The sequence below is a fragment of the Methanospirillum lacunae genome, assembly GCF_003173355.1.
In the GTDB taxonomy this organism is placed as follows: Archaea; Halobacteriota; Methanomicrobia; order Methanomicrobiales; family Methanospirillaceae; genus Methanospirillum; species Methanospirillum lacunae.
Map to the genome: position 1 here is coordinate 40,818 of NZ_QGMY01000004.1, position 24,985 is coordinate 65,802.

A 24,985-nucleotide genomic window follows, 5' to 3' on the forward strand; every position below is an offset into this window, starting at 1 on the left:
AAAATTATGGATTTGGTTCGAGCAAAGATCTCTTAAAATGGAATTGGTAATATCTCAATTCTGGTCTACATAAAAAATCGATACCCAATCCTCTGGTGTTATACAAAAATATATATCCACGGGCAGATCAGAGTTCTATCCATGACTGGAGCCCTGAAGTTTTGTTTTTATGGAATATTTTTCATCGCCATTTTAAACATACTGATTTCCCCTGCATTAGCCGGTGACAAATACTCATCAGGTGAAATGGTTCTGACTGCCGGGATTGGAGGCAGTAATGAACTGCAGATAGGAGAGAAAACCCAGATCATTGTGACAATAGCAAACTCCGGTCTTATCAATATGAAGTTTGTCAATACAGGAACTATCACACCTGATTATCTCCCGACAACTGCTCTTTCACTATCAGCACTCCTGGAGGGAGGAGACTCTCCAGTTCAGGTGTCTTCTGACCCACAAATATTAGGGGATGTAAAATCAGGTTCCGTAGTTCAGGCACCGTTTGTTATCACAGTTCCTGATTCAGCTCAGGCAGGAGCGTACCAACTTCCTCTGACTCTGGAATACAAATACATGGATGAAGCTACCCAGAATGGACTGGATGAGATCCAGTACACTTTCAAAGAAGAGAAACAGACACTCAGTATCCCAATTACGTTGAGAAAAAGTGTTCGTCTTGGAATCAATTCAATTGATTCAGGAGATCTCTATGTTGGAGGTGATGGGCATATCATTGTCAATGTAAGCAATATTGGATCAGATGACGGGAAAAACACAGTTTTTTATCTTGAACCGGTTGGAAAAGGTCCGATAGCACCGTATCAGGATAGCGTGTACCAGGGAGATTTCCCTGTGAGGTCATTTGCAAATCTATCCTATAAAGTATCTGTTGCTTCTAATGCAGATCCATCAATACAATATCCTCTGACACTTCAGGCGGTATACACCGATTACCAGGGCCTTACTGCACAGAGTGACAAAAAGTCTGTGAGTGCAGGATTCAGACCAAAAATTTCATTTACAATAGGTAATCAGCAGAATACCATTAATTCAGGTGGCGAAGGAGTCATCACTGTTCCATATACGAATACCGGATCAGACACTATCTATAATGCCCAGGCAGGAATCACAATTGTCGATCCATTTACCAGTGAAGATGACCAGGCTTATCTTGGTACTATGAAGCCCGGAGATACTGCTGTTGCAAAGTTTAAATTAAATGTTAATAGTGGATCCACAAGTAAGCAGTATGCTCTTGATTCAGAAATCAGGTACACAGATGAGAATCTGACAGAATTTGTATCTGACCCGATAAAAGTCCCGGTCACTGTGACTGATTCAAATGGGAATATGATGATGATTGGAGGAATTATTCTCCTCGTAGTTATTATCGGAGGAGGATTTCTCTATCTCCGCCGCAGGCATCACAATTAAGGAGTATCAGAGATGACCATCCTGACTCCTTCAGGTATTTTCGGGACCTGTAACCATGATCATAGCAGAAGATTTTATATAAAAAAATTACTCTATGTGCTTGTCATCTGCGTTGCGATATCTGGATCTGTATGTCATGCATTTGCAGTACCGTACCCGTATGGTGAACCGGAGTTTTCTGCAACAATAGTGGGAGATTATGAATGTACACCAGGAAATGTTACTCCACTTCTCATCAAAGTTGCAAATGTTGCAACAAATCCTGAACTTATTCTTGATGTATCAAACCCCGTAGAATCAACTCCAATCGTCCCTTATGCAGTGTTACTCACTCTTGAACCTGGAAATTCTCCAGCAGATATCATTCATACAGTGCAGACATTACCTGCACTGCCACCTGCTACAGGTATTCCTCTCACATTTCCAGTAATTATTCCTGCTGATGCACCAGCCGGCCCATATTATTTGGACCTCAATATTCAGTATCAATACGCAGATTCTATCGCGAAAGATGGGCTGACAGATGTGTTTCATTACACAACAAAAGAGGTAACTCTTAAAATACCGATTGTAGTAAAAGAAAAAGTCAGAGTTCGTGTTGATAACATTTCTGCCTCATATATGGCTCCCGGGCAGGTCGGAATTATCAGTGCAGATATTACTAATGTTGGTTATTATTCTGGAAAGAATGCGTCAGCAGAATTAACAACAGCTAAGGGCAGTCCGGTCACTATCTACCAGGGTGGATATCATCTTGGTACCTTTGATGTTGGAGAAACCAGGAGTGTAGAATGGCGAGCATCTGTTTCAGATAAACTTGATGCTTCCTCTATTCCGGCTGTTGTCCAGATATCATATGAAGATAAAAATCAGAATCTTACCAAGTCACAACCGGTATCAATAGGAATTCCTGTAAGCGCTGGTCCAAAATTCAATATAACATATGATCGTCCGAAAATAACACCCGGTGGATCAACAGTTGTCCGTGTTACATACATCAATACCGGCGATGCACCAGCATTCGGAGCAACTGCGAAAATTGTCCCTGTGAACCCGGTCAGCTCAAAACAGACTGGTGGCATGCTAGGAACAATTGCACCTGGCGAATCGGTTACAACCGATTACGAATTCTCCCTCAGCCAGAAGGCCCTGGTCAAACCATATGGAGTTTTAACTGATATTAAATTCCGTGGAGAAGATGGATCTGTGTACCTCTCTGATCCACTGAAGATAGAACTCAACACCATCGAACCGGGAATCATAGCCATTCTTCTCTCTCCTGTTTCTCTTGTGATACTTATCGGGGTAATTCTTGTATTTGGATATCTGTTTTTAAGAAAGGAAGGACGGCTTATATGAACATGGGTTTGATTTTCACATCCTCAGAGAGGAATGGGCCATGACCCTGCTTAATTCATTTTACTGTGGAGTAGCTGATCTAGTGATCAAGAGACCTGCAGAAATACTCCTTGTTATGGCTCTTTTATTTCTTGCCGCTCTCATCGTTATTGGAAATCTCTCCATGGAATCCGGTGCATCCATCTACCTGAGCCATGATGATCCATCGATGAGATGGTATACCATCTATACCGATAAATTTGCCCTTGAAAAAGATGTTGTTTTGTATATTTCAGCCCCAAAGCCTCTTGACCACGCTCTGATTTTGGATCTTGGTATTCTCAAAAAGGAACTACTCCGGATACCGGGGGTGGAAGATGTTCAAACGGTTTCTGATGCTATTCTCCTTGCAAATCAGGGATCCATTCCTGCAACAAATGATGAGATAGAAGAGGCTTTTTCCCGTCTTTCAAAATCCCAACAAAAAGAGATCATTCCTGACTCTCTGCATACCCTGGGAACAGTTGTCACAAAGGGTGACACTCAGTCACTTCTTGACCCAATCCAGGCAGTAATTGATGAAGCACATCTTCCTCCCGGTGTTACCATAGAGATCAGTGGAAGTGATGCTTTTGATCAGCAGATGATGACCGAGATGACAAAGCAGATCTTTGTACTGATTCTCGGTGCATTTACTCTGATGTTTATCGGCCTATTTATTCTCTTTGGATCTGTCAGGTACCGCCTTCTACCTCTTGCCTTTGTGATGGTCGGGCTTGTTTATCTCTTTGGAATATTGGGTGCATTCCGGGTTCCAATCAACATCGGTGCAATTGGTGGGTTTCCCATTCTTCTTGGACTTGGTATCGATTATGCTGTTCAGTTCCAGGCACGACTCAATGATGAACTACGTGTCTCTTCTTTGGAGGATGCGGTAAGAACGACCATTTGTAATACCGGGTCTGCAGTTCTGTATGCAATGGTTGCCACAATGCTCGGGTTTGTTGTTTTGTTCATCACTCCGCTTCCAATTTTGACCGGTTTTACGTTAACTGCAATAATTGGTATTCTCTGTGCATATGGAGCGACTCTCTTTGGATTTCCAGCTCTTGCAATTCTCATAAATTATCAGCCCAAGGATCTTCCAGTCAGTGGAAGACTTGATCCGTTTGAGAAGTACAATCAGATACTCTCCGGTGTTGCAGGCAAAGTTGCCAGAGCTCCTTTTCTTATCCTTGTTCTGGTTCTCGTAATAGCCGGAATCGGGATGGTAATAGACAATCAGATCCCGATAGATACCACTGAAGATTCAATGGTTCCAGCAGACATGCCTGCAAAGGTGGTGATGGATAAAGTTACAAATCTTCTGGGTTCCCAGACTCCGGTAGAACTGGTTCTTACAGGATCTGATCTGACATCCCTTGAGTCTCTTCAGTGGATGGAGCGATATGGTGTTTTTATTACATCTGTGTATCCTGATGAAATTATCGGGTATACAAGTATTGCGACTCTGGTCAAGGAATACAACGGTGGAAAACTCCCGGATTCTTTGTCTGAACTAGATGAAGCTTTGTCATCAATTCCTGAAAGTGAAAAGAAGAAATATCTCTCTGAAAAGATTATCGGCTTGATGGAGTTTCAGACTGTTTCTTTGAAAGCTCAACAGATGAGCGATCTCAGGCAGGTCATACTTGATAATGTAGGTTGGGCTCAACCACCACCTGGCATTTCTGCCAGGACAAGTGGAATGTTTGAACTGAATGCCATAACCCTGAATGATATTGTCAAGTTCAAACCTCTGATGACAAATTTTGCATTCCTGATGATTCTTCTTTTCCTGATTATTGCGTACCGCCATTTTGTATCTATTGCACCAATGGTACCGATCATCTGTGTTGTCGGTTGGAATGCTGTGGTAATGTGGGTATTCTCCATAGATTATACCTTTATTACTGCTTCTCTTGGTGCAATTACTATTGGAGTATCATCTGAGTACACCATCCTGATGATGGAACGGTATCTTGAAGAGAGAAAAACAACTCCTGATCTTATTGAAGCGATTTCAAATAGTGTACAAAAAATCGGAGCATCGATAACAGTGTCCGGGCTTGTAACTGCCTTTGGATTTTCTGCTCTCCTGCTCTCATCATTTCCAATTATTTCGAATTTCGGTGTAATGACAGTGATAGCAGTGATATTCTCACTCATTGGGGCGATTATTATTATGCCGGCGATTTTGGCAGTCCTTGGAAGGATAGAGGATCACTTTGAATAATCCTCATCCTATTTTTTGATCACGTTTCCAAAGAGAAATAATGCCCATGAATTCTTTATTTCTTTTAATTGACCAATTTAATTCTAAATTGTTTCAATATCCATAATTCCTTGATCAGTGAACAAAAAATGCATATCTGGTATAAAAAAATCAAATTACGATTTTGGATTGGACATTTTAAATCTCCTGAATTATTTCTCTCTGTAACCTCTCTTCTCCTGGAGAAACACGGAAACAGATGGCAATATCAATTCACAAGATATATTATCTGGAAGATTCTATGATTCTTTTTTATGAAGAGTTTCTTCTGGATTTTTGGACTATCGATAATCCTGGTTGTTCTATTAAGTACATCAGGTTTTGGAGACGTTGCCGGAGTAGATAATACTACTACTGTAAAAGCCTTTCAGGATCAGGGTTTTCTGGTTGGAGAAGGAATAATGCAGACAACCAATCCAATTGGATTATATAATGCTGGAATTACTCCTTCATGTTATGCAAATAATCCAACCAGTCCTTATATGCAATTTAAGGTACCAAAAGCACCAGGGCAGATGGTAAATAATACGATATCTGATGCCCCGATTAATCCTGCGAACGCTGGCCTATGGCTGGATTACCGCATGAGATCTGATGAAGCCTTTGTATATGTAGGGACTACACCGCCCGAATGCGTATATTTTAGTTACATTGGTTATATTGCGTTAAGATATTCTCCAGAGATCAAAACTGATCACAGGATATTTGCAAGCCTTGGTGACTCAATAAGCCTTTCTAGATTAAAAAGTGAACCGGCTTATCAGTCAAACGTGTTTTCACAGCCGATCATAATAATTTTCACTGCAGATAAAAATACTGAACAGAAGGCAAAAACTGCTCTTCTTAAGGCAGGGTATCCGGACGGCATAATCCACACATTGGTTATTCCTAAAGAACTTGTGAACTTTGGGTTAGATGCATATTCAGACACATTCTCCACACTTAACCGGATGGCATTATTCAAGAACCAGACTGAAGGAAATGAATATATTAACTCCTCACCAGGACTGGTATACCGTCTCACTCCGGAAACAGAAGGGCAAACAGATTATTACGCAGTACCGAAATTGATTCCACGTGGAACTGGGACCACTCAGGAACTGGATTTAAATGATGATCTGCAGAAACTTCGAGAAGCGATTGTCTCTCAATATGGTGAGGATCATGTTGAGAATCTGACCACACAGGTTTGGATTTTCGAAGGATATGATGCTATTCAGAGGGGAGTTGATGCACTTGCAGATATCAGGGATACTGTCTATCTTAATACCACAAGCACAGTCCTTGGTGATAAGCCAGGTGAATCGATCATAGTATTTGGTGTAAATCATGCAGCTTCCGGCAAAGCAACATATTCGAACTTTGGAGTTTATGGTGGAAAGGCTCTTAACGGAATAAATGGCTATTCTAACGTGGATTATGCTGGAACAGCCGAAAAATTCCTGCCTGGAAATCCAAATGCAAAATACCTATATGTTGCCAAAATATCTCGATCAGAGGATCCTGATTACAAAACTATAGTTATTCCTTTCGGGGTCGGTGCTAATGGAATTGAAGCTAATGATACATGTTTCGTTGGATTCAGGACATATGTGGAACCCGAAACTGGTGTCAGTCCTGCATGGAGTGAGATTCTGTATGATCAGGCAATAAAAATTACCCCCTGATCTATTTTTTTTGTTGATCTGAGTTCAGATATTCTTAACTTGGTGATCTCATTTCATTTTGATTAAATCTGTTTACATCCCTTTGACCGGTATGGGGGATTTCTGGAAACCGAAAACTGTTAATTAACATACCGAAAGTTACCTTTCGGAACAGTTATTTCAAATCGTGCACCGATTCCTTCTTCTCCGGTTTCTTTGATAGTGATCCCGGTAATTTCTAATATCTCTTTAGAAAGATTCAGACCAAACCCGGTGTGTCTGTAGTATTCCCGTTTAAATATGCCTTTTTTATATTTTGCTGGTATACCTATCCCGTCATCGCTACAGATGATACAATATTCTTCTGGTCCTTTTGTATCATAGATGTGGATTTGGGTAATCTTTTCACCGTATTTTATTGAATTCTCAATTAGATTATGAAATACTTTCTCAAGTAAAGGATCTGCAAATATCTCAATGTTATCAATATCTACTTCAATGGAAATGTAAGACCATTCAAATGAGCTGATTACTGTCTGGATTATTGCCTGTAGATCCTGCCAGATAGGAGATTTGAGACCAATGTCCTGATAGTCCCGTGTAAATGCAATCTGTCTTTCAATATTTTTTGTAAAGAAATTTATCCGGGTAATATTTTCCTGTGTTGTTACTGATAAATCTTCAGTTTTCAATAAATCAAGAGCAAGAAATAACCCCTGTAACTGATTTACAATGTCATGGCGGGTAATATTTGCGAGAAGGTTGAGTTTTTTATTTGCTAATATTATCGCCTCTTTTGTTTTTATTCTTTCAGTTATATCTGTGCTAACGACCAGAATTCCAAAGATAATACCTGATTCATCTTTGAGTGGAACTTTATCACTTTGCACCCAAATGTGCTCGCCTTGAGCTGTTATCAGTTGTTCTTTTAAACCAAGTTTAGGTTTACCAGTCTGAATTATTTCAATATCATCTGCTCTGTAAATATCTTTTTTATCTGGGAATATTTCTTCGAATCGTTTCCCCTCGATTTCAGCAGGTGTTTTTCCAAATACTTTAGCAGCGGTAGGATTTATTTTAATAAATGCATGATCTGTATCTTTATACCAGATCATTGATGGGACATTCACTAATATCGTCTTATATTGGGCGACAAGATGCTGCAATGTTGTCTCATCTTGTTTTCTTTTAGTAATATTTTCAAGAATTGTAATAAAATAATCAGGTTCAGGTTGATATATTGAGAAGTGAAGCCAAATGTGGTATTTTTTAAATTCAACTTCAAAAATACCAGGATTCCCGGATGCACAAACCTTATTTAATATTTCAAAGAGTTCTGGCATTTGTTCATTAATTCCAGGAAGAATTTCTGATACAAGTTTTCCGGTAGTATTTGTAAGGCCGGTAAGCCTCTCAAATGAGTCATTTACATCAAGATATCTCCAATCTTTAGGATAGCCCTTTTCGTCGTATATTATCTGACAATACGCATATCCATCAAGCATGTGTTCAAAAAGAGAATGGTATTCTCTCTTACTTTTTGTAAGAGCATCTTCTATCTGCTTTCTATCTGAAATATCCCTGATTGTTCCTTCAACTCCAATGGGCAGTCCAGTTGAGCCGTATATAATATGACCGCTTATTGAGACAGGAACAGGAGACCCTAATGAATTAAGAAGTTCTATTTCTAAGTTTTTGACTATTTTATCAGCCCAAAGGGAATTAATAAAATCATCACGTTGTTTATTATTTGGATATAATTCCAATGAAGATCGCCCTATTAATTCATCCGGAAAGAATCCTAAAATTTTTTTACATGATGGAGAAATATTCCGAATTGTCCCATTGATATCTGTATAATAATAAATATCAATTAGGTTTTCAAATATTGAGCGATATTTTTCTTCGCTTTGTGCAAGATTGAATTCACTCTCTTTTCTCTCGGAAACATCTATTCCAGTTATTAATCCTCCGATTTTATCTTCTATTGATATTGTATTTGCCACATAGTCAATCCAGTGTTCTTTGCCACTTTTAGTAATTATTTTGATTTCAGTGCTTTTAGGTGCTATCTCATCACCTAGTTGCCTGGCTTTCCCGGTTTCTCGTATTTGGTTCTGATAATCCGGATGGAATATCTCCCAATATTTCATTAATTTTAGTTCATCAACTGAGTATTCAGTTATTTTTTCAGCGGCAGGATTTGCATAGATCCACCTGTCGTCTTGGTAAATCAGTATGGCAGCATGGGTGGATTCTGATAGAATTCGAAATTTTTCTTCGCTACTAGTGAGTTTTTCTTTAGACTCAGTTTTTGATATTAATATTTGTATGATTTGAGATATTTCTGTAAACAGTGTTCTGACTTCTTGACCTTTTTTCAGATAAAAATCAGCCCCATTATTTAAAGCTTCAATTACTATTGATTCGTCTCCTCTCCCCGTAAATATTATAAAAGGAATTGTTTTATTATATTCTCGAACCTGTTTTAAGAATGTTATTCCATCTTTATCCGGCATGAAATAATCGGAGATGATGGCATGATATGTTTTTTGTTTCAGGAGTGCCAAGGCATCGGTACCAGATATTGTGGTATCGACTCTGAAATTGGGATTTATTTCAAGTAATGTTTTTCCAATATCTAATATTTCCCGTGAATCATCGACATATAATATTCGTATCATCACTACTCCAAATGGCCTACGATATAGATTGTGTTTTGCAAAGTCATAATCTTTCACGTATTTCGCAATATATCTTTTAAACGAAGAAAGAGTAATTATAACATTATGATATTGTATTTACAAAGAATTCATTGAATGAATTGCCGGAAATATCTGATCACTTGCTGTACCAATGTAATTTATTTGATATTAGGCATTTCAGAATCTGAAATTCCAGAAAGCCATATTTTCGAAGTGGCATAATGATTTGAGATGGTTATAAATGACAATCACTTTTTTTGGTCTTTTAAATTCAAAAATGAATTAACAGGTATGTGATGATTTACGATATTTAGTATTTGATAGAAAATTTTTTAACATTGATGTGGATGGTATTGACTGCGATTTCTACTTGCTTAATAATATTTGTCAATTGGCCAACCATAGCAAGAGCTTCTTCAGCTGTGGAAGCCGAGATCAATGCATCTTTTGATGTTTGTTTTATTAAAATGTTAAGATCATTTATTGTAGACATTATTTCTTTAAATGATGTAGCCTGATCTTGTGTCACATCTGAAATAAGCAACATTTTTTGATTGATATCATCTATTGATGTTGTTAACTGAGAGAAGTATTCAAATATTGTATTGAGTGCTGTTTGTCCATCTTGTATCGTTTTATCTACGCTTTGTATTGATTTTGACACAATTGAACTACTCTGGCTTATCCTGTTAATAGTATCTCCGATTTTTTCAGCAAATGATCCTGTCTGTTCAGCCAATAACTTAATCTCCTGTGAAACGACAGCAAATCCAACTCCACTCTCTCCTGCCCTGGCCGCTTCTATAGCTGCATTTAATGCCAGGAGGTTTATCTGATCTGATATTGTAGTAATAATTGTTGATATCTGATGAATATCTGCGATCTGCCGGTCCATATCTTCCATGTGGGTAAAACTGTCTTTCGAACTTTCTTTTATGAGATTCATCATACGTTCTGCATGGTGAGCAGCTTCATTTCCACTCAGTGCTGACTCATATACGTCAGATGTTTTCCTGGCAATAGCATCGACATTTTGCGTAACTGTCATAACTTTTTTTAATTGATCTTCCATTGAGGTTACGACCTGAGAAACGCCAATATTACTATGTTCGGCATTATTTCGTGTATTATCAGCATTGGCGGTAATTATTTCAGCACCATGTTTTACATCTTCTATTCCTTTATGAGCATACTCTGCATATGAAGAAAGATCATCCATCTGATTTAGGATAACCTGAATTGATGATGAAATTTCAACACCAATTTTGTTTATTGATTCACGGAATTTTTCAAAATCACCGGGATATTTAATTTCTGTGTTCATTTCGGTTTCAAAGTGCCCGTCTGCATACAATTCACAAAGCCGAATTGATTCTTTGACCGGAATCATGAATGCTTCAAGAGTCTGATTAATTCCTTCAAGAATTGTTTTATAATCTCCACATACTGTGGATGTATCAGCGGAAGCATTTAATTTTCCATGCACTGCTGCTGTTGTAAGAGTATGAATTTCGTTGAGAAGAATTTTCAAGGATGATTGAATAGTTATTATTGCCGGAGTAATTTCGTCTTTTTCATCCTTAGGGATAAAAGAGGAAGAGAGATTTCCAAGTGCTATTTGATTAAGGCCATATATTGTGTTTTGAAGGTCATCAGCAAATTCATTTAATGCTTTTCCGATCTCACCTATTTCATCAAACCGGTTTGCATTGAGTCGCATAGAAAGATGTCCTTTTCTCATTTCTCTGAGCATCATTGTCGTCTCTTCCAGAGGTTTAAAAATCCTTAAGAAGATTAACCCAACTGTCAGAAGAAATGCAAATAATATTCCTGATGTTACTAAAATTATTAGATACGCATTTCTCTCTTCTGACCTTGCCATCTCTTCGATCTGAAGATTTTGCTTGTTTGATAGGATTACTATCTCATCAATTACTGCCCGGTGTTTTTGATAATTCGATTTGAGATCTCCATATGCGACTTTTTTAGCAGTTTCATAGTCTGCTGATTGGATTGCCGGGAGAAAGTCAGAATGTAGAATATTCCAGAATTGAGATGCCGGTATATATGAATCATTTATCATTTTTTCCCTGATTATCCCGGGAGGGAGGACCTGGGACCAGTATTGATGTCGGGTATTATAATCTTTTTCTAAACGTCCAAGTGTGTCAATACCAGTTTGAATCTGTAGTGGATCTCTTTCATCAAGCAATTCGAGTGAGATCTGATAAGGTTCAACGATATACTCGGGAGGTGGAAGAATATCTGCAATGAGGTCTTTACCACTGATTATCTTATCATATACCGGTCCATTGACCTTTAAAAGTCCTAAACTAATGTAAAAGAAAGCACTATAAAATAAAACAAGGATTATTACAATCGAGATCAATAAAATAACTTTTTTCCGTACTGGAAGAGATCGCCATCTGTTTATAAATCCCATATTATATTTTCCAGAGTTTTTCATATCGATTCCATCCGTGCTTGTCATAGTGTATTTTTACAAAACTATCGAAACTGGATTAATCAATGTTTCCCACTCATACGGTCGGTTTCTATCAAAAAATTTGAAGATTATTTATTCTAACGATGTGTGCCAAAATCAATTTCATGTGTCAAATTATATTTATATTTTTATGCATACAAATAATTTCCTCCGATTCTGTATATATGCATTTGCATAATCTTGATCGCATAGAACAGAGAAATTATGGCAATTGATGGATGCGTTGATCTAATTTTTGCCATATTTAATAAAATCGGTTAAATATTGGGAAGAGCGTAAAAACTGGTGAACAACATCTTGTTATAATATAGAAGCACTAATGAAGGCAGATCTCCATAATATATCATCAATTATGTCAGGTTTGCTTTCAAGCGGGATGGTCATATAAGTAAATTAAAATTATTGTCTACATCAAATTCTGATGAATCTTTCTTATAAAAGGAAAGATGGATTTACTTTATCTGCTTTTTTAAAAGAAGTAAAAATCAGAATGAGAGATTCGAACTGATTAACCCAATAAAAAAGACATTACTTTTGACAAAAAATTGATCATTACAAACAGTCTGATAGAAAGGAATGATATATCTGCATATTACTCTTTAACCCAACTTTGCCACTTTTACTTCCGATATTCAATATGCTCATCCACTATCTTGATCTTTTTTTTTTCCAAATTTCCTCGAGAGAGTGTATTTGACAGATGAAGATTTTTCCCTCAAATCTTCATGTTACCACCCAATTATGGTCCAAAATAATCGTATTGATGGCATCAAACTTGGAGTGAATGAACTTTTTGTCTTCTTCATCCACGAATCAACCGTAACTGTCAAATTCGATAAAGCCGTTTTGATGAATTTTGTTGATATATGCTTCAGATCCGGGATCTCAAATCGGATAAGAGAGACAAATAGTTTTGCAATAAATCCAATGATTAAAGCCCTGTAAATACTGTTATCGGTCCATACACGCAATGGTTTGATCTCGATCTCGTTTTTGAGAGAATTGAATATCTTCTCAATAGAGTCCTTTCTTCGATAAGTCAGAAGTGCTTCAGAAAGTGTCAAATTCTTACTCGATTTTAGGCATAAGAATCCTTCTCTCCCTGTGATGAACTTCTCTTTAAAGAAAATGACGGCATCATCTTCGGAGAGTTCAATAAGTTTTGTCTGGATGGAGTAGTCCACATCTACAAGAAGATTGTTTATCCTGAATCGTTTTGGAAGAGCCTTATTCTTATCAATACTCTCCTGAATGGCCTTTGCTTCTCTTATCTCTCGAACGACTTTTCTGGCTCTGGATTCCAACTGCTCTTTTTGCAGTTTTTTTGAGAAGTAGAGATCGTTTGTGCTGTTCGGCTTCTCTATTTTAATTCCGCAAATCCCTGATTCTTTATCAATAACCTGATGATTATATGTTTCAAATTTGGCAATTATCTTGTCATCGCTCTTGTTGAGTTTCTTCCCTGTGATATATTGGAGATTATCTGCATGGATCATTTGGGTATTTATAACACTGTTTACTCCTTTATCGAATATTACTAAAGATCCTTCTCTCAGCCGGTTGCTTGACTGCTTATACGTTTTTTGAAGTGGGTCTGATCATTGAGATTGCCAGGTTCGATTGTAATTCCAATTGGGAAATTTGTTGGGTCTGAAAGTTCTGTAACGTCAACAGTAATCTGTTTTTTATCTGGCCGGTGATCCCGGCTGTATCCATACTTTCCAAGATGGGCCTCATTGCCATGTAGGACAAAACTGGTCCAGTCCATGTTAATGTTAGTGTGCTCAAATTCATATCTCAAAAATAGAACATCCAGGACATCAGAGATGATTTTTTCCCGATTAGCACCAAGGATTTCAAGGACACGATAAAGAGTTCTTTCGCTGAAATTAGGGAGAGAAAATTCAGTAAGTACTTCAGGTCGGTTGATCCAGTCGTGAAATCTCTTGATGATGAAGTTATCCGTCAATTTGTAGCTGATGAGGGCTCGAAGCAGATTATTGATGTCAATACCCCTCGTCTTGTGTTTCTCGAAAATATCGCAAAAATTAAGGGCTTCATACAACTTATCAACAAGGAAAATGGTACCAATAGGAAAGGATATATTTTCATTTGACTTAACTTCATTTGTTCTAAGTTTTGTTTGCATTTTAGCCGATTCAAACATCACTAAGGACGCATTTATATCTTGTTAGTGGCAAGTTAGGTTACACACTCCATATTTGTTTGTTTTTTTAAGAGGGTGTTTAATGAGTATTATTCTCAAAATTTAATCTAATGGCATCTTTTATCAGGATTTATTCTCATTTTTTTGTGAATTTTAAATTCTTATAATTCAATCATTATATACAGATCAATACCACATATTGAATTGAAAATAGAATGCGATTTTTAAAATAATTGGTGAATTTCAGTTAAAGTTTTAATAAGGAAAAAATACTCCTAAATCATGAGACACTTATACTCTTAAGTACATATTGGTAGTAACGACTAAACAAATAATTGAGTTTTGATATATCTATGGAGATCATAAAAGAACGATTAATAAATGCTCTAAACCATCTTGGACTTCCAAATTTAGATGCTAAAGTATATGCTGCATTATTGTATCTAAATTCTGTCGGGGCAAAAGAACTGATAGATTTTGTCCTAATATCTAAACCAAGTGTATATGATTCTCTTCAAAAGCTTGAAGAACGAGGTTTAGTTGTAAAAAACTCTTATAAACCATCAGTATATACTGCTGTATCACCAAATGTTGCATTAGAGATTTTAAGTAAAGATTTTTCACAGGCAAAAGATATTGCACAAGATGAATTGGAATATCTTATCAAAACTCAGAAGACTAAAGAAGAAAATGATGCTATCTGGACAGTCTTTGGTGAGAGAAATATAAGACATAAAATTCGGGATATGTTAAATTCTGCTGAGGATTATATTATATGTTTAATGGGGGAACGATATATTCCTCTGTTTGAAAATTTAGATATTTCAGCCTCAATGACACTTTTTATCATTTCAGATAATCCCAATTTACCTCAAGAACTTGAAGAAAAATATGGTAACTGGGGTGCATCAATAACCTATATTAATTCATCAAGCCTCAAACATTTTCCTCCAGGTTCTACCAAAAAAGAGAAAAATCCTAATTTTATGGAACTAAATAATCTATTTGAGATTATTATTGATAATAAGGAAACTCTTGCGGTACCTCCAATACGGATGAATAAACTTACAGGGTTGCATTCAACTATAGACTACATGATCTATATTGCTATCGAAAGAATTGAATTTATCTCTGGATTCGTTATAGATAGAAAGGGAATACTGAAAACCTAAATTTCTACTTACAGTGGTTGGCCTCATAATGTTGGGTTTATACAGTTTCTAAAAGATAGATTACTTTTTTTTGATAATTTCTTTTGATCTCTCTTTAAATACAGGAAGAAAGACCTATTCTGATAGAAATCCTTGGTTCTAAATGGATCATAAAAAAAAAAGGGATATCAAATCCAAATAATACAATCCATATACTTTTCTATTGTAAAATTTTAAGTCGACAATATTTTAAGTATAATTAACCCCGATTGTGAAATCATTAATTTTTTGAGTCTCTTTTAAGACAGATACGCTTTTTGACTTTATTTCTGTTATCATAATGCCAAACGATCAAATTGATTTCTCTTTACTTGTAAATTATTTTCATCATATCACATGAGTTTTATGTAACTCTTGATCAACATTTTTTATATTCTTACTTATTCTGTCCACAAGCGAAAGGACAGCCGGCATTACTACTATTGCTCCTATAAGCGAGAAGAATACCGCAATAATAGTGGTAAGTCCAAAGTTGCTGATGATTGGGAAACTTGAGAGTGTAAGGGCTGAAAAACCAAAGAATGTTGCGAAACCTGATACCATAATTGCAGATCCAATCTTTTGAACACTGTGTTTTATCGCTTCAATTACGTTATCGGTCTTTTCCTTCTCTTCAATGTATCTTTCCATCACGAGGATAGTATACTCAGCAGCAACCCCTATCGTCATTGAACCTAAACAGGCAGTCATCGGGTTGTATTCTATGCCCATCACATACATTGCAACTGCGTTCCACCCAACTATTGCAATAATCGGGACAATCGGAGTTATTGCATTCACATTACGGTACACAATTCCCAGGAATAATACAACGAGAATAAACCCGAGATAAGTCATAGTCTCTTTACTATCTACGATATTGTCAATGAGGTCAGTAAACATCGCAAAGCTACCTGTCAGGCGGGCAGTGATTCCCGGAGGTGGCGTGATTAAAGTTAGATCTGATTCAATTTGTGTTTTTAAACTCTTTTTAGGACCAGATTCTAGTTTTATAGTCCCTATTTGGATAACCCCTTCGTTGTTACCGTTAATATACTGCTTTTTGACATCTTCCGGAACTTTTTCCAAAGCTGCATCAAGCTCAAACTGTGTCTGTGGTAATTCCCCTGTTGCTGGAGAAACTAAATAATCTGCGATACTTGTTGCACTGTTGATCTGTGAATGTGCCTTCTTTTCAAAGTCAGTAAACTCCTTCATCCAACGAATTGTCTCAAGTGATGTAACACCAGACCCTGCGACATAAATTGCTGCCGAATCTGTAGATCCCATCGTCCTTGATACTTTATTCATTGTTACCTTTGCAGGCATATCTGACGGGACAAATGAGTTCTCATTTGTGTTGACATTAATTTGTGAGTCAAGCTGGATGCCTACAAATGCTACAAAAAGAACGACGAGGAGAACACTCACGGGATTTTTAGCCATAGTTACAGCAATTTTTGAAAGTCCTTTGTCAATATATTCTGATTGCTTAGACTTTCCCGCCCCTTTCGCCTTGTAATTCAAGTATAATGCAACTGTAGGAATACCGATCAGCGAGGTCACATAACAGGTGATCACTCCAACGATACTAATCAGCCCGAATCCTCTGATCATAGGAACTGAAGAGACAAACATTGCAAAGAAACCGATGGCTGTTGCTAGCATGGCGTACATAACCGCCGGTCCGGTTTTAACAATGGTTTTTTTAACAGCAATAGAGAGGGGATTCGATCTTGCTTCCTCTTCCAGACGTGAATGGAATTGAATTGCATAATCTATCCCCAGTCCTATAAGAACAGGAAAGGCTGATATTGCAGCCATACTGATCTGAACTCCTGCTAATCCTACGATACCAAACGTCAAGAGCAGACCAACAGCTACCATCACAACCGGTAAAAATCTGTGACTTACGTATGAGAAGAGGATTCCAAGTACTATCACCATTAAAACCAATGCTGCCATTATGAGTGTCATCATAGACTGACCCATAGCAGCCCCCATCTCCATGCTGAAAGCCGCACTTCCTGTCACTGATACGTGAACTCCCGGGGGAATATCAGTACTGGAAACGAAAGATTTGACATTGCTGATCGCAGCGTTCTTTTTTGAATCTGCAAGACCTGGCTGTAGTCCTATCATCACCATTGTCATGAGGTTGGATGGAACATAGCGTTTGAGAACTGATGATGAGATAGAATTCTCTGCCTCAGTAACTTCAGCATCAGATAAAGGAATTACTCCTCCATTTGCCTCTTTGAGAAGATCAGCAATACTTGATACTGACGATATGTACTGTAGATTTTTTAAAGGACTTTTAATAGAATCAATATATTTCAGCACTTCAGGGCTGGTAGGATCGTCACATTCTACCAGGATAATAATAGATTCTTGTGAGAATGTATCAGAATAATGGTTTGAAATGACACTGCTTTCTGAATTTTTATCCTGGTAGGTATCGTTTCCTGTTGCCATCGATATGGACATCATACCAAATATCGAGATGGCCATCAGGATGAGGGATATCTTTAGAACCAGACTGGTTCGGTTTATTACGACATCAGCGATATTTGAAAAAATCGTTGATATTGACGGAAAAAATGATAACATGTCTTTCTCCTTGTTGGATTAGACAGGATTGCCAGAACGCCGCTTTGAATACAGGTAATATCCACCACCGAGAATGAGCAACACGACTATTACTCCTGGCAATGGCCCCATTCCCTGAGTAGATTCAACGGTTACCGGAACCTTGATTGTATCTGATATCTGGCTGTTATCAAGAGCATCGCGATACCTGACTTCAGAATCAAGTCCATATGTCTTAACTGTGGCATCTGATGAGGCACTAACCTCAAACTTTGCAACTCCAGATTCTCCTGGTTTCAAATCACCAAGGTATGCCAGGTCATCATTGCTGGTGAATGGATCTACTGCACTTATTCTGGCTTCTGTACTGTATGCAGGAGATGATCCATCGTTTTTGTACTGTACTTCAATAACCTTTTTCTGACCTACATTGATCGTTGCCGGAGCGCTTGTGACACTAAAACTGACTTTTGATCCGACCTGGACTCCGAAGTCTTTTACCTGTGTTGATAGATTTTCTCCATCACTATTCTTGTAATCGACTCTGACACTGAGTGGATAACTTTGAGCTTCTGCATCCTTTGATACAGAAACTTTAAATTTAGCAGTAGATTCTGTTCCTGGTTCGATTTTACCTATGTAGATCGTGCTGTCAACTGGAACAACAGGTGAGTTATCTTTTCTCAGAAGTTTTGCAACCGCATTGAATCCTGAATCATTTCCAGAATTCTTAAGAGTGAGTGTAACGAATCCCGATCCTCCTGCATTAAGTGATTCTGTCTGAACATCTGCAATATCAAGTGTAATTGACGGTTTTACTGTGAAAGGGATGTTTAGATTGATTTCTTTCTTATTATATCGATATGAGACAGAATCAGTACCCTGTTGATCAGCCTCTGCCAGGTAAGTGTATGATAGCGTTACCGGAAGTTCATATGTTCCTGCCTTAGCATCATCTTTTACAAGGACAGTAAATGATACTGGGATACTTGCTGAAGCTGTGACATCACCGATCATCTGTGGATCAGATTTTATCACTATCGGTGCATCGCCTGCCTCTAGTGACACCGTAACCATCTTTGCAGTATTTGGAGTGTCATCCCTGTCGACAATCCCTGACTGCACCATCTTCATTGTGTTGAGACCGGTATTTTGAATTTTTAGTGCAATTGGTTCTGTATTTCCTGCAGTAAACTCATTACTTCCTGATATGGATACAGACAGATTTGGAGAACCTGTCTGGTATTTAGTGCCAGCTGATACAGGAGAGATAACAATGCAACAAATTGCCAGACTTACGGTCAATATAAGTAACCTCTGGTATATGTGAGGTATACTCATAGTATTTAGGTTTAAATCTCCTTGTTTGCTATTCTGTTCTTTTGAATTATTTTTCTTTAATTCGAATTTCATATCCTTTTTCCACTTTTACGGTTGAAATGCCACTTGTATTCGATTTTCCTTTTAAGAGATAATTTGTTTGCTAACTTTCAAACAGACGTTAAAAATCTGATATCCAATAACCTAAGAGCGTATCTCTGATACCTTTACATTTATTTTGTACTGTCAGATTCAAGTACTGCTGCAAACCTTGTATCATTGGCTTTTGTCTGAATTACACAGCCGATGTTAAGATCCTAGATTTGTTGTGTCTCTATAATATGGTTGTCATTTTTTTTACAACTATAATCTTGGTCTGTTAAGTAAATAGTTTGCTACAAAGAGGAGTTGAATATAACACTTTATGGTTGAATATTAGTAAATTCAGTTCAGTTGAAAAGTAAAAACATATTTTTCAAGAATTATGTATATTCGAGACTATTTAAAAAACTCATCTTTTATATGAGTCGATGGAATAATGCGGGTAAAAATTGAAAGTGTGAATAAGAAATTACATCTTCTCTCCTCGATTACTAGGCATGATATTTTGAATAGTCTGACTGCAGTTATAAGGTATCTCAGTTATGCAGAAGATGAGAATGATCTTGGACATCTTAACAGATTTATTAAAAAATCTTATCAAATTGCCTTGCTCATAAAAAAACTGATTAAATTTACCCGTTATTATCAGGATATATGGGTAATAGAGCCGATATGGCAAAATACAATGGCTGTTTTCACAATTTCAACAAAAAATATCAATTGGGAAACGTAGCGGTTAATACAGATTTTGAGTATTTCAGGGTGTTTGCTGATCCCTTCCTTGATGGGTTGATCTATAATCTTATTGATAAATATCTCATTTATGGACAGAATGTGATACTGATATCCAGTTATTGGTTCAAAAAGGAGATTTTAAAGTTTGGATTATTGAGGATAATGGAATAGGCATTGGTCAGGACAAGAAAGATCGGATATTCAGAAAAGGAGTTGGACATAATATCTGCCTGGGTCTCTTTCTCACCAGAGAAATATTAGATATTACTGGTCTTTCTATCAATGAAACCGGGAGGGAGGGGGATGGTGCTAGAATTTGAGATATTTATTCCCAGCGGATTAAGGGAAGGGGTACCTTAAAACCTATCAGGGATCAGAAAAAACGTTAATATTGGGGTACTGATGAATTCTGTCTTACGATGTAGATCATAGCCCCTTTCATTTTTTTGTGAGGGAATTGGTTCGAATAAATATCTCTTGGTTATCGGTGATAAAATACATTATCATCAAATTACATGGCCGTAATACACCTCTCGGAAAAAGCTGGCGCCAGTAGATATCCTTTTTTATATGGTCATGACATTAGGTATATATGAATTCTGACTCTCCGCACATATCTGCACCCCATGATTCGAATTCAGATATCACCCATCTGAAAGAGAAGGTTGAGTCACTCAATAATGAGATAACTATCCTGAAACAGGAGAAAAATAGATATGAATCTGTTCTTCGGTTTAATCCGAATCCTATCCTGATCTGGAATACCGATCTCAAGGTGATTGATGCAAATGATGCATTTATTACCTCAACTGGATACACAAAAGAAAAATCACTATCCCTAAAATTAACAGATTTTGTCTATCTGGATCGGAAAGGTGAAGGTATCCAGGAAACCATTCGAGATCGGAAAAGAAAAACAGGTGAAGCTACATTTCAGTTTCCAACCGGCGTCTTTACATGGATTAGACATACAATACCGGTTCTTGATGACAATGGAAATATAAAGGTTATTATTTCTGTATACAATGATGTGACCGAACTCAAACACGAATTAAATGAAATTGAGATTCTTAAAAATAGATCTAACACAATTATAACTGAAAATCCATATCCCATGATTGTTTGGGAACCTGATCTCAAAGTTACAGCCATGAACAATGTGGCATTAAAACTCATGGGGTTTAATGCTCAAGATATTGGTCATATTACAATAAGGGATTTTAAATACCTGAAAGAAAGTGGAACAAGTGTTTCAGATACATTTAAATACGGCAAACCAAGTGAGGGAGAGGCAGTTTTTGAATTCTCTACTGGTGTCAAGACGTTAGAGCGTCACAACATTCCTCTCACTGATACCTCCGGCAAAGTTACTCATGTATTATCAGTGTATTACGACCTCACTGATCAAAAGCTTGCAATATCTGACATTTTACAAGTGATTCAGACGGCGCAGGCTGGCGATCTGACCTCCCGGACCGATGAGAAGCGATACTCTGGGGATTTTTTGGAAATATCCAAAGGTATTAATCAGATATTATCAATCATTACGACTCCGTTCAAGGTTTTCCAGGAAAAACTTATTGATATTGCTTCAGGAGCTGAAGAGGTAAATGCCAGTGTGGAGGAAGTGTCTGCAGGAACAAATCTCCTTGCTCAATCCTCGAATGCATTAAGTGAGACCACTGAACATGGTGAAGAAGGTGTCAGACAGGTTCTTCGTGCAATGGAGGATCTCTCTATCACGGTCTCAAACATGGCGATGGATAGTGAATCGGTAGCAAAACTTGCGAGTGTAGCAGATGATAGAAGTAAACTCGGAATTCAACTAGCTAAAAATACTGAACAGGCCATGGATGGGATCACCCGGACATCTGAAGAAGTTGATGCTATCGTTAACGATATCAGGGAGCAAATGGCTGAGATCGGAAAAATTGTTAAGTTGATATCAGATATTGCAAATCAGACTAATCTCCTGGCATTGAATGCGGCAATAGAGGCTGCTCGTGCCGGAGAAGCCGGTCGTGGTTTTGCCGTTGTCGCAGCTGAAGTGAAATCACTTGCACAGGAGTCACGCCAATCTGCAGAAAGTATTTCTGAAATGATTAGTAATCTTCAGACAAAATCACAGAAGGCCGCCGTAGCAGTGAAGAGCTCAGTTACAAATGTTCAGGAAGGAAATGCATCCCTGTCTGAGACCATCACTGCATTTACAAGTATTGCACAGTCAATTGAGGAAATTTCACAAAAGGTTACAAATATGGCCTCAGTTACCGAAGAACAAGCCGCCTCAGTTGAAGAGATTACAGCCAGTGTAAATGAAGTTGCTACCTTGCTTAATAACACAGTCCGCCAGGCTGTGGATTCTTCTGCAGCCACAGAAGAAGCATCAGCTGCCCTTGCTCAAATCGTGCAGGCAATACAGGATGTTTCACAGAGCGTCGAAGCAGTTTCTTCTGAGATGTCTAAATTCACTGTGTGAAGGAATGTGAATACGCTGAATATTTTCATCTGGATAGTAATGTGAAGGATGATAAAAATTCTTTTTTTTTGGCTTAAAGAGTAATGTTTTGAACGTATAATTCACTGGTATTAAAACTAAATAATTGTATTATTTGAAAAAACCTGTACGCAGGTTATATCATCGATATAGTCTTTGTTTTAGATAATTTTTTAGTGGAGTTTGAGGAGGGCAGTATAAACGGTACTATCTGCTATTTCTGTATCATATATTGAACCATATCCAACACCTTACCTACGAAAATTTCCTTTTGATAAGTATTTTGACAAAGTTTTAAATATAATTCGCATTACCCGCGACAAACTCATAAAAATTTAGTATCGGGGATTCTTCGGTTTTTACTGATTCAGAACTAATAAAAAGATAGATATTTCAGTAAATTCACAAAACGTAATCTCTGGTTCTTTTTGATATTTAATCATTTGAGCAGTATTCACCATTATTCTTACTTGGGATCTGAATGGTATTATGGGCGCCAGTAGAAATCACTTTTTATCCCTCGGCTTCATTTCTATATTCATGAGAATCATTGAATCCATAATTACCAGGTAATTAGAATGATATCGGGTTATACCTGAATTTATTTCTGGCAATAATTTTAATTTGATTAAAATTCGCCTCATTGAATAATTTAACAAAATGTCATCTGACTGTATCAATTGAATGAAAAACGTATGGCCCCCGTTGAGAGTCACAGTAAATCACTTTACTTTCCATTTTGCATTCAATATTGGATATGGAGCCTATTTCTATGAGTCATTTAACAATTGCATCGTGTAGATTTACGGCAACATTCCCATCGCAAATCTTTCTCTCTTCATCAGAGATCGTAAATATATCTGGATATTCTCCCGATAATTTAGAAAAACCAGGAGGTTTTGATCGATATATTCTAAAAACTGATCTCTCTAAACGAGAATTAGTAATACGCCATGCCATCTGGACAAAAAAGACATACTCACTTGAATACGGGTTTCATCATGCAGATGGGACTGTTCACACGTTTATTGAAAGGGGAAATGTTTGCACTAATGCCTGTGATATGTGGCTGGATGTTGTACTTATTGATCTAACCGAACACAAAAATGCATATCTGGAACTCCGAGATGAACGAAATCTTTTTAAACAGGCATTTGATTCGATTAAGGATTACGTTTCAATAATTTCTCCTGACAATAAGGTTATATTTGTCAATAAATCACTATCTGACCGAATTATGCAATCGCCTGAAGATAATTTTGTACAGTATTGTTGTTCTTCTGTAACGGAAAATACCCTTCAGCAGTTTTCTTCAAAAGATACACCCGTTTCAATTGATTCGAGAGATAATGAAGAAGTTCATGATGATATCACACGGAAGATCTATGCAATATCCAGGACACCTATACAAATAACTAGTGGGGAAATTTTAGGAAATATCCAAATATCCCGGGATATATCAATAAAAAAGTATCAGGAAGAATCTTTTCTGCAAACTATTGAAAAGGTGACCGAAAAATTACATGAATTGCGGCAAGTTTTAAAGAATCTGGAAAGTGCAAATGTTCTCCTCGAACAGGAAGTAATGAATCATATTGAAAATATCACGGAGATGTCAAAGATAATAAAAGACAAAAATCTCCAAGTTGAGCAACTGGTGAGCCAAAAAGAGTTCTTTATTAGACAATTGGCACATGACCTCAGAACTCCCTTAACTCCGGTTATTGCCATGTTGCCTTTAATAATTGATGGAATAAAGGACCCGGACTCCAAAGAACTATTAAAATTATTTAGTTGTAGTATTGAAAACCTTCAGAATATGGTCAACACCATTGTTCAATATGCAACCCTGAATCAGTTGACCAGTATTGATGATTATGGGATATTTGATATTGAATATCTCATCGATGATGCGTTTAAGGTTAACTCATTCTTGATTAAAGAGAAAGAATTGAATATTGATATCTCCCTTCCTCCTGATATATCAATTTCTCTATCAAAAAATTTGGGGCCTTTAATTTTTAGAAATCTAATCTCAAATGCTGTGTCCAATAACATTTTCCGGGGATCAATTTCAATTCTGGGTGAAGTCCATATGGGAAAAATCAGTATTTCGATTTCAGATTCCGGAATTGGAATAACTCCTCATCTTCTTGAAACGATGTGGGATGAATTCGTCATCGGAGATACAGCCAGAAATAATCCTTGTTCAAAAGGGCTTGGCCTTTCTATAGTAAAACAGATTGTAACCATGCATGGGGGGAGTATTATTGGAACAAGTAAGGGAATTGGGACCGGGGCAACTTTCACAATAACATTGCCGCTTAATCATATTGAACAGCCATCGTTATGCAAATTATTAACAAATACGAAAATCTATCCCATCATCCGCAGATCGTTACAGAGAAATTGAATTTTATGAAAAGCTTAAATATAAATCTT

At 37.2% G+C, this 24,985-nt stretch carries 12 protein-coding genes and 1 pseudogene; 8 read left to right on the forward strand and 5 right to left on the reverse strand.

The window, feature by feature from the left end; genetic code table 11:
- Positions 1-141: 141 nt before the first annotated feature.
- The 4 genes from DK846_RS05630 (at position 142) to DK846_RS05645 (ending at position 6,753) form a co-directional block, all read left to right on the forward strand.
- Positions 142-1,434: a COG1361 S-layer family protein gene (locus tag DK846_RS05630; protein ID WP_109967964.1), complete on the forward strand. Its 1,293-nt coding sequence runs from the start codon at positions 142-144 to the stop codon at positions 1,432-1,434.
- Positions 1,435-1,446: 12 nt separating this feature from the next.
- The gene (locus DK846_RS05635; RefSeq protein ID WP_109967965.1) at positions 1,447-2,793 is read left to right on the forward strand and encodes a COG1361 S-layer family protein; all 1,347 of its coding nucleotides are present in this window, start codon (positions 1,447-1,449) and stop codon (positions 2,791-2,793) included.
- A 40-nt stretch (positions 2,794-2,833) separates the two neighbouring features.
- A complete protein-coding gene (locus tag DK846_RS05640; protein ID WP_109967966.1) occupies positions 2,834-5,047 on the forward strand; it encodes an efflux RND transporter permease subunit in 2,214 nt (737 codons plus the stop codon).
- A 293-nt stretch (positions 5,048-5,340) separates the two neighbouring features.
- Positions 5,341-6,753: a hypothetical protein gene (locus DK846_RS05645; RefSeq protein ID WP_109967967.1), complete on the forward strand. Its 1,413-nt coding sequence runs from the start codon at positions 5,341-5,343 to the stop codon at positions 6,751-6,753.
- A gap of 119 nt (positions 6,754-6,872) precedes the next feature.
- Here DK846_RS05645 and DK846_RS05650 read toward each other — a convergent pair whose 3' ends face one another.
- From DK846_RS05650 to DK846_RS05660, 3 genes and pseudogenes are all read right to left on the reverse strand, one after another.
- Positions 6,873-9,473: a response regulator gene (locus DK846_RS05650; protein WP_146201143.1), complete on the reverse strand. Its 2,601-nt coding sequence runs from the start codon at positions 9,471-9,473 to the stop codon at positions 6,873-6,875.
- Positions 9,474-9,747: 274 nt separating this feature from the next.
- Positions 9,748-11,880, reverse strand: a complete 2,133-nt coding sequence (locus DK846_RS05655; RefSeq protein WP_181391641.1) for a methyl-accepting chemotaxis protein — start codon at positions 11,878-11,880, stop codon at positions 9,748-9,750.
- A 786-nt stretch (positions 11,881-12,666) separates the two neighbouring features.
- Positions 12,667-14,092, reverse strand: a pseudogene (locus tag DK846_RS05660) (IS1634 family transposase).
- 371 nt (positions 14,093-14,463) lie between these two features.
- On the opposite strand from DK846_RS05660, the gene DK846_RS05665 reads away from it, so the two are divergent.
- The gene (locus tag DK846_RS05665) at positions 14,464-15,282 is read left to right on the forward strand and encodes a TrmB family transcriptional regulator (RefSeq protein ID WP_109967970.1); all 819 of its coding nucleotides are present in this window, start codon (positions 14,464-14,466) and stop codon (positions 15,280-15,282) included.
- 366 nt (positions 15,283-15,648) lie between these two features.
- On the opposite strand, the gene DK846_RS05670 is transcribed toward DK846_RS05665, so the two are convergent.
- Entirely contained in the window at positions 15,649-17,910 is a 2,262-nt protein-coding gene (locus tag DK846_RS05670; protein ID WP_245926481.1) for an efflux RND transporter permease subunit, read from the reverse strand.
- An 18-nt stretch (positions 17,911-17,928) separates the two neighbouring features.
- Positions 17,929-19,194: a COG1361 S-layer family protein gene (locus tag DK846_RS05675; protein WP_181391642.1), complete on the reverse strand. Its 1,266-nt coding sequence runs from the start codon at positions 19,192-19,194 to the stop codon at positions 17,929-17,931.
- 771 nt (positions 19,195-19,965) lie between these two features.
- On the opposite strand from DK846_RS05675, the gene DK846_RS17430 reads away from it, so the two are divergent.
- The 3 genes from DK846_RS17430 to DK846_RS05695 all read left to right on the forward strand — a co-directional run bounded on the left by DK846_RS17430 (position 19,966) and on the right by DK846_RS05695 (position 24,956).
- A complete protein-coding gene (locus DK846_RS17430; RefSeq protein WP_146201144.1) occupies positions 19,966-20,217 on the forward strand; it encodes a hypothetical protein in 252 nt (83 codons plus the stop codon).
- Positions 20,218-20,638: 421 nt separating this feature from the next.
- The gene (locus tag DK846_RS05690; RefSeq protein WP_109967974.1) at positions 20,639-22,525 is read left to right on the forward strand and encodes a methyl-accepting chemotaxis protein; all 1,887 of its coding nucleotides are present in this window, start codon (positions 20,639-20,641) and stop codon (positions 22,523-22,525) included.
- Between the two features lie 790 nt (positions 22,526-23,315).
- Positions 23,316-24,956 carry a PAS domain-containing sensor histidine kinase gene (locus DK846_RS05695; protein ID WP_181391643.1) on the forward strand — a complete coding sequence of 547 codons (1,641 nt, stop codon included), beginning with the start codon at positions 23,316-23,318 and terminating at the stop codon, positions 24,954-24,956.
- The last annotated feature ends 29 nt before the right edge of the window (positions 24,957-24,985 follow it).

Excerpts from the sequence above, each read along its gene's own strand:
- DK846_RS05630 (WP_109967964.1), top strand. The coding sequence starts at position 142 with ATGACTGGAGCCCTGAAGTTTTGTTTTTATGGAATATTTTTCATCGCC.
- DK846_RS05635 (WP_109967965.1), top strand. The coding sequence starts at position 1,447 with ATGACCATCCTGACTCCTTCAGGTATTTTCGGGACCTGTAACCATGAT.
- DK846_RS05640 (WP_109967966.1), top strand. The coding sequence starts at position 2,834 with ATGACCCTGCTTAATTCATTTTACTGTGGAGTAGCTGATCTAGTGATC.
- DK846_RS05645 (WP_109967967.1), top strand. The coding sequence starts at position 5,341 with ATGAAGAGTTTCTTCTGGATTTTTGGACTATCGATAATCCTGGTTGTT.
- DK846_RS05655 (WP_181391641.1), bottom strand. The coding sequence starts at position 11,880 with ATGGGATTTATAAACAGATGGCGATCTCTTCCAGTACGGAAAAAAGTT.
- DK846_RS05665 (WP_109967970.1), top strand. The coding sequence starts at position 14,464 with ATGGAGATCATAAAAGAACGATTAATAAATGCTCTAAACCATCTTGGA.
- DK846_RS05670 (WP_245926481.1), bottom strand. The coding sequence starts at position 17,910 with ATGTTATCATTTTTTCCGTCAATATCAACGATTTTTTCAAATATCGCT.
- DK846_RS17430 (WP_146201144.1), top strand. The coding sequence starts at position 19,966 with ATGGGTAATAGAGCCGATATGGCAAAATACAATGGCTGTTTTCACAAT.
- DK846_RS05690 (WP_109967974.1), top strand. The coding sequence starts at position 20,639 with ATGAATTCTGACTCTCCGCACATATCTGCACCCCATGATTCGAATTCA.
- DK846_RS05695 (WP_181391643.1), top strand. The coding sequence starts at position 23,316 with ATGAGTCATTTAACAATTGCATCGTGTAGATTTACGGCAACATTCCCA.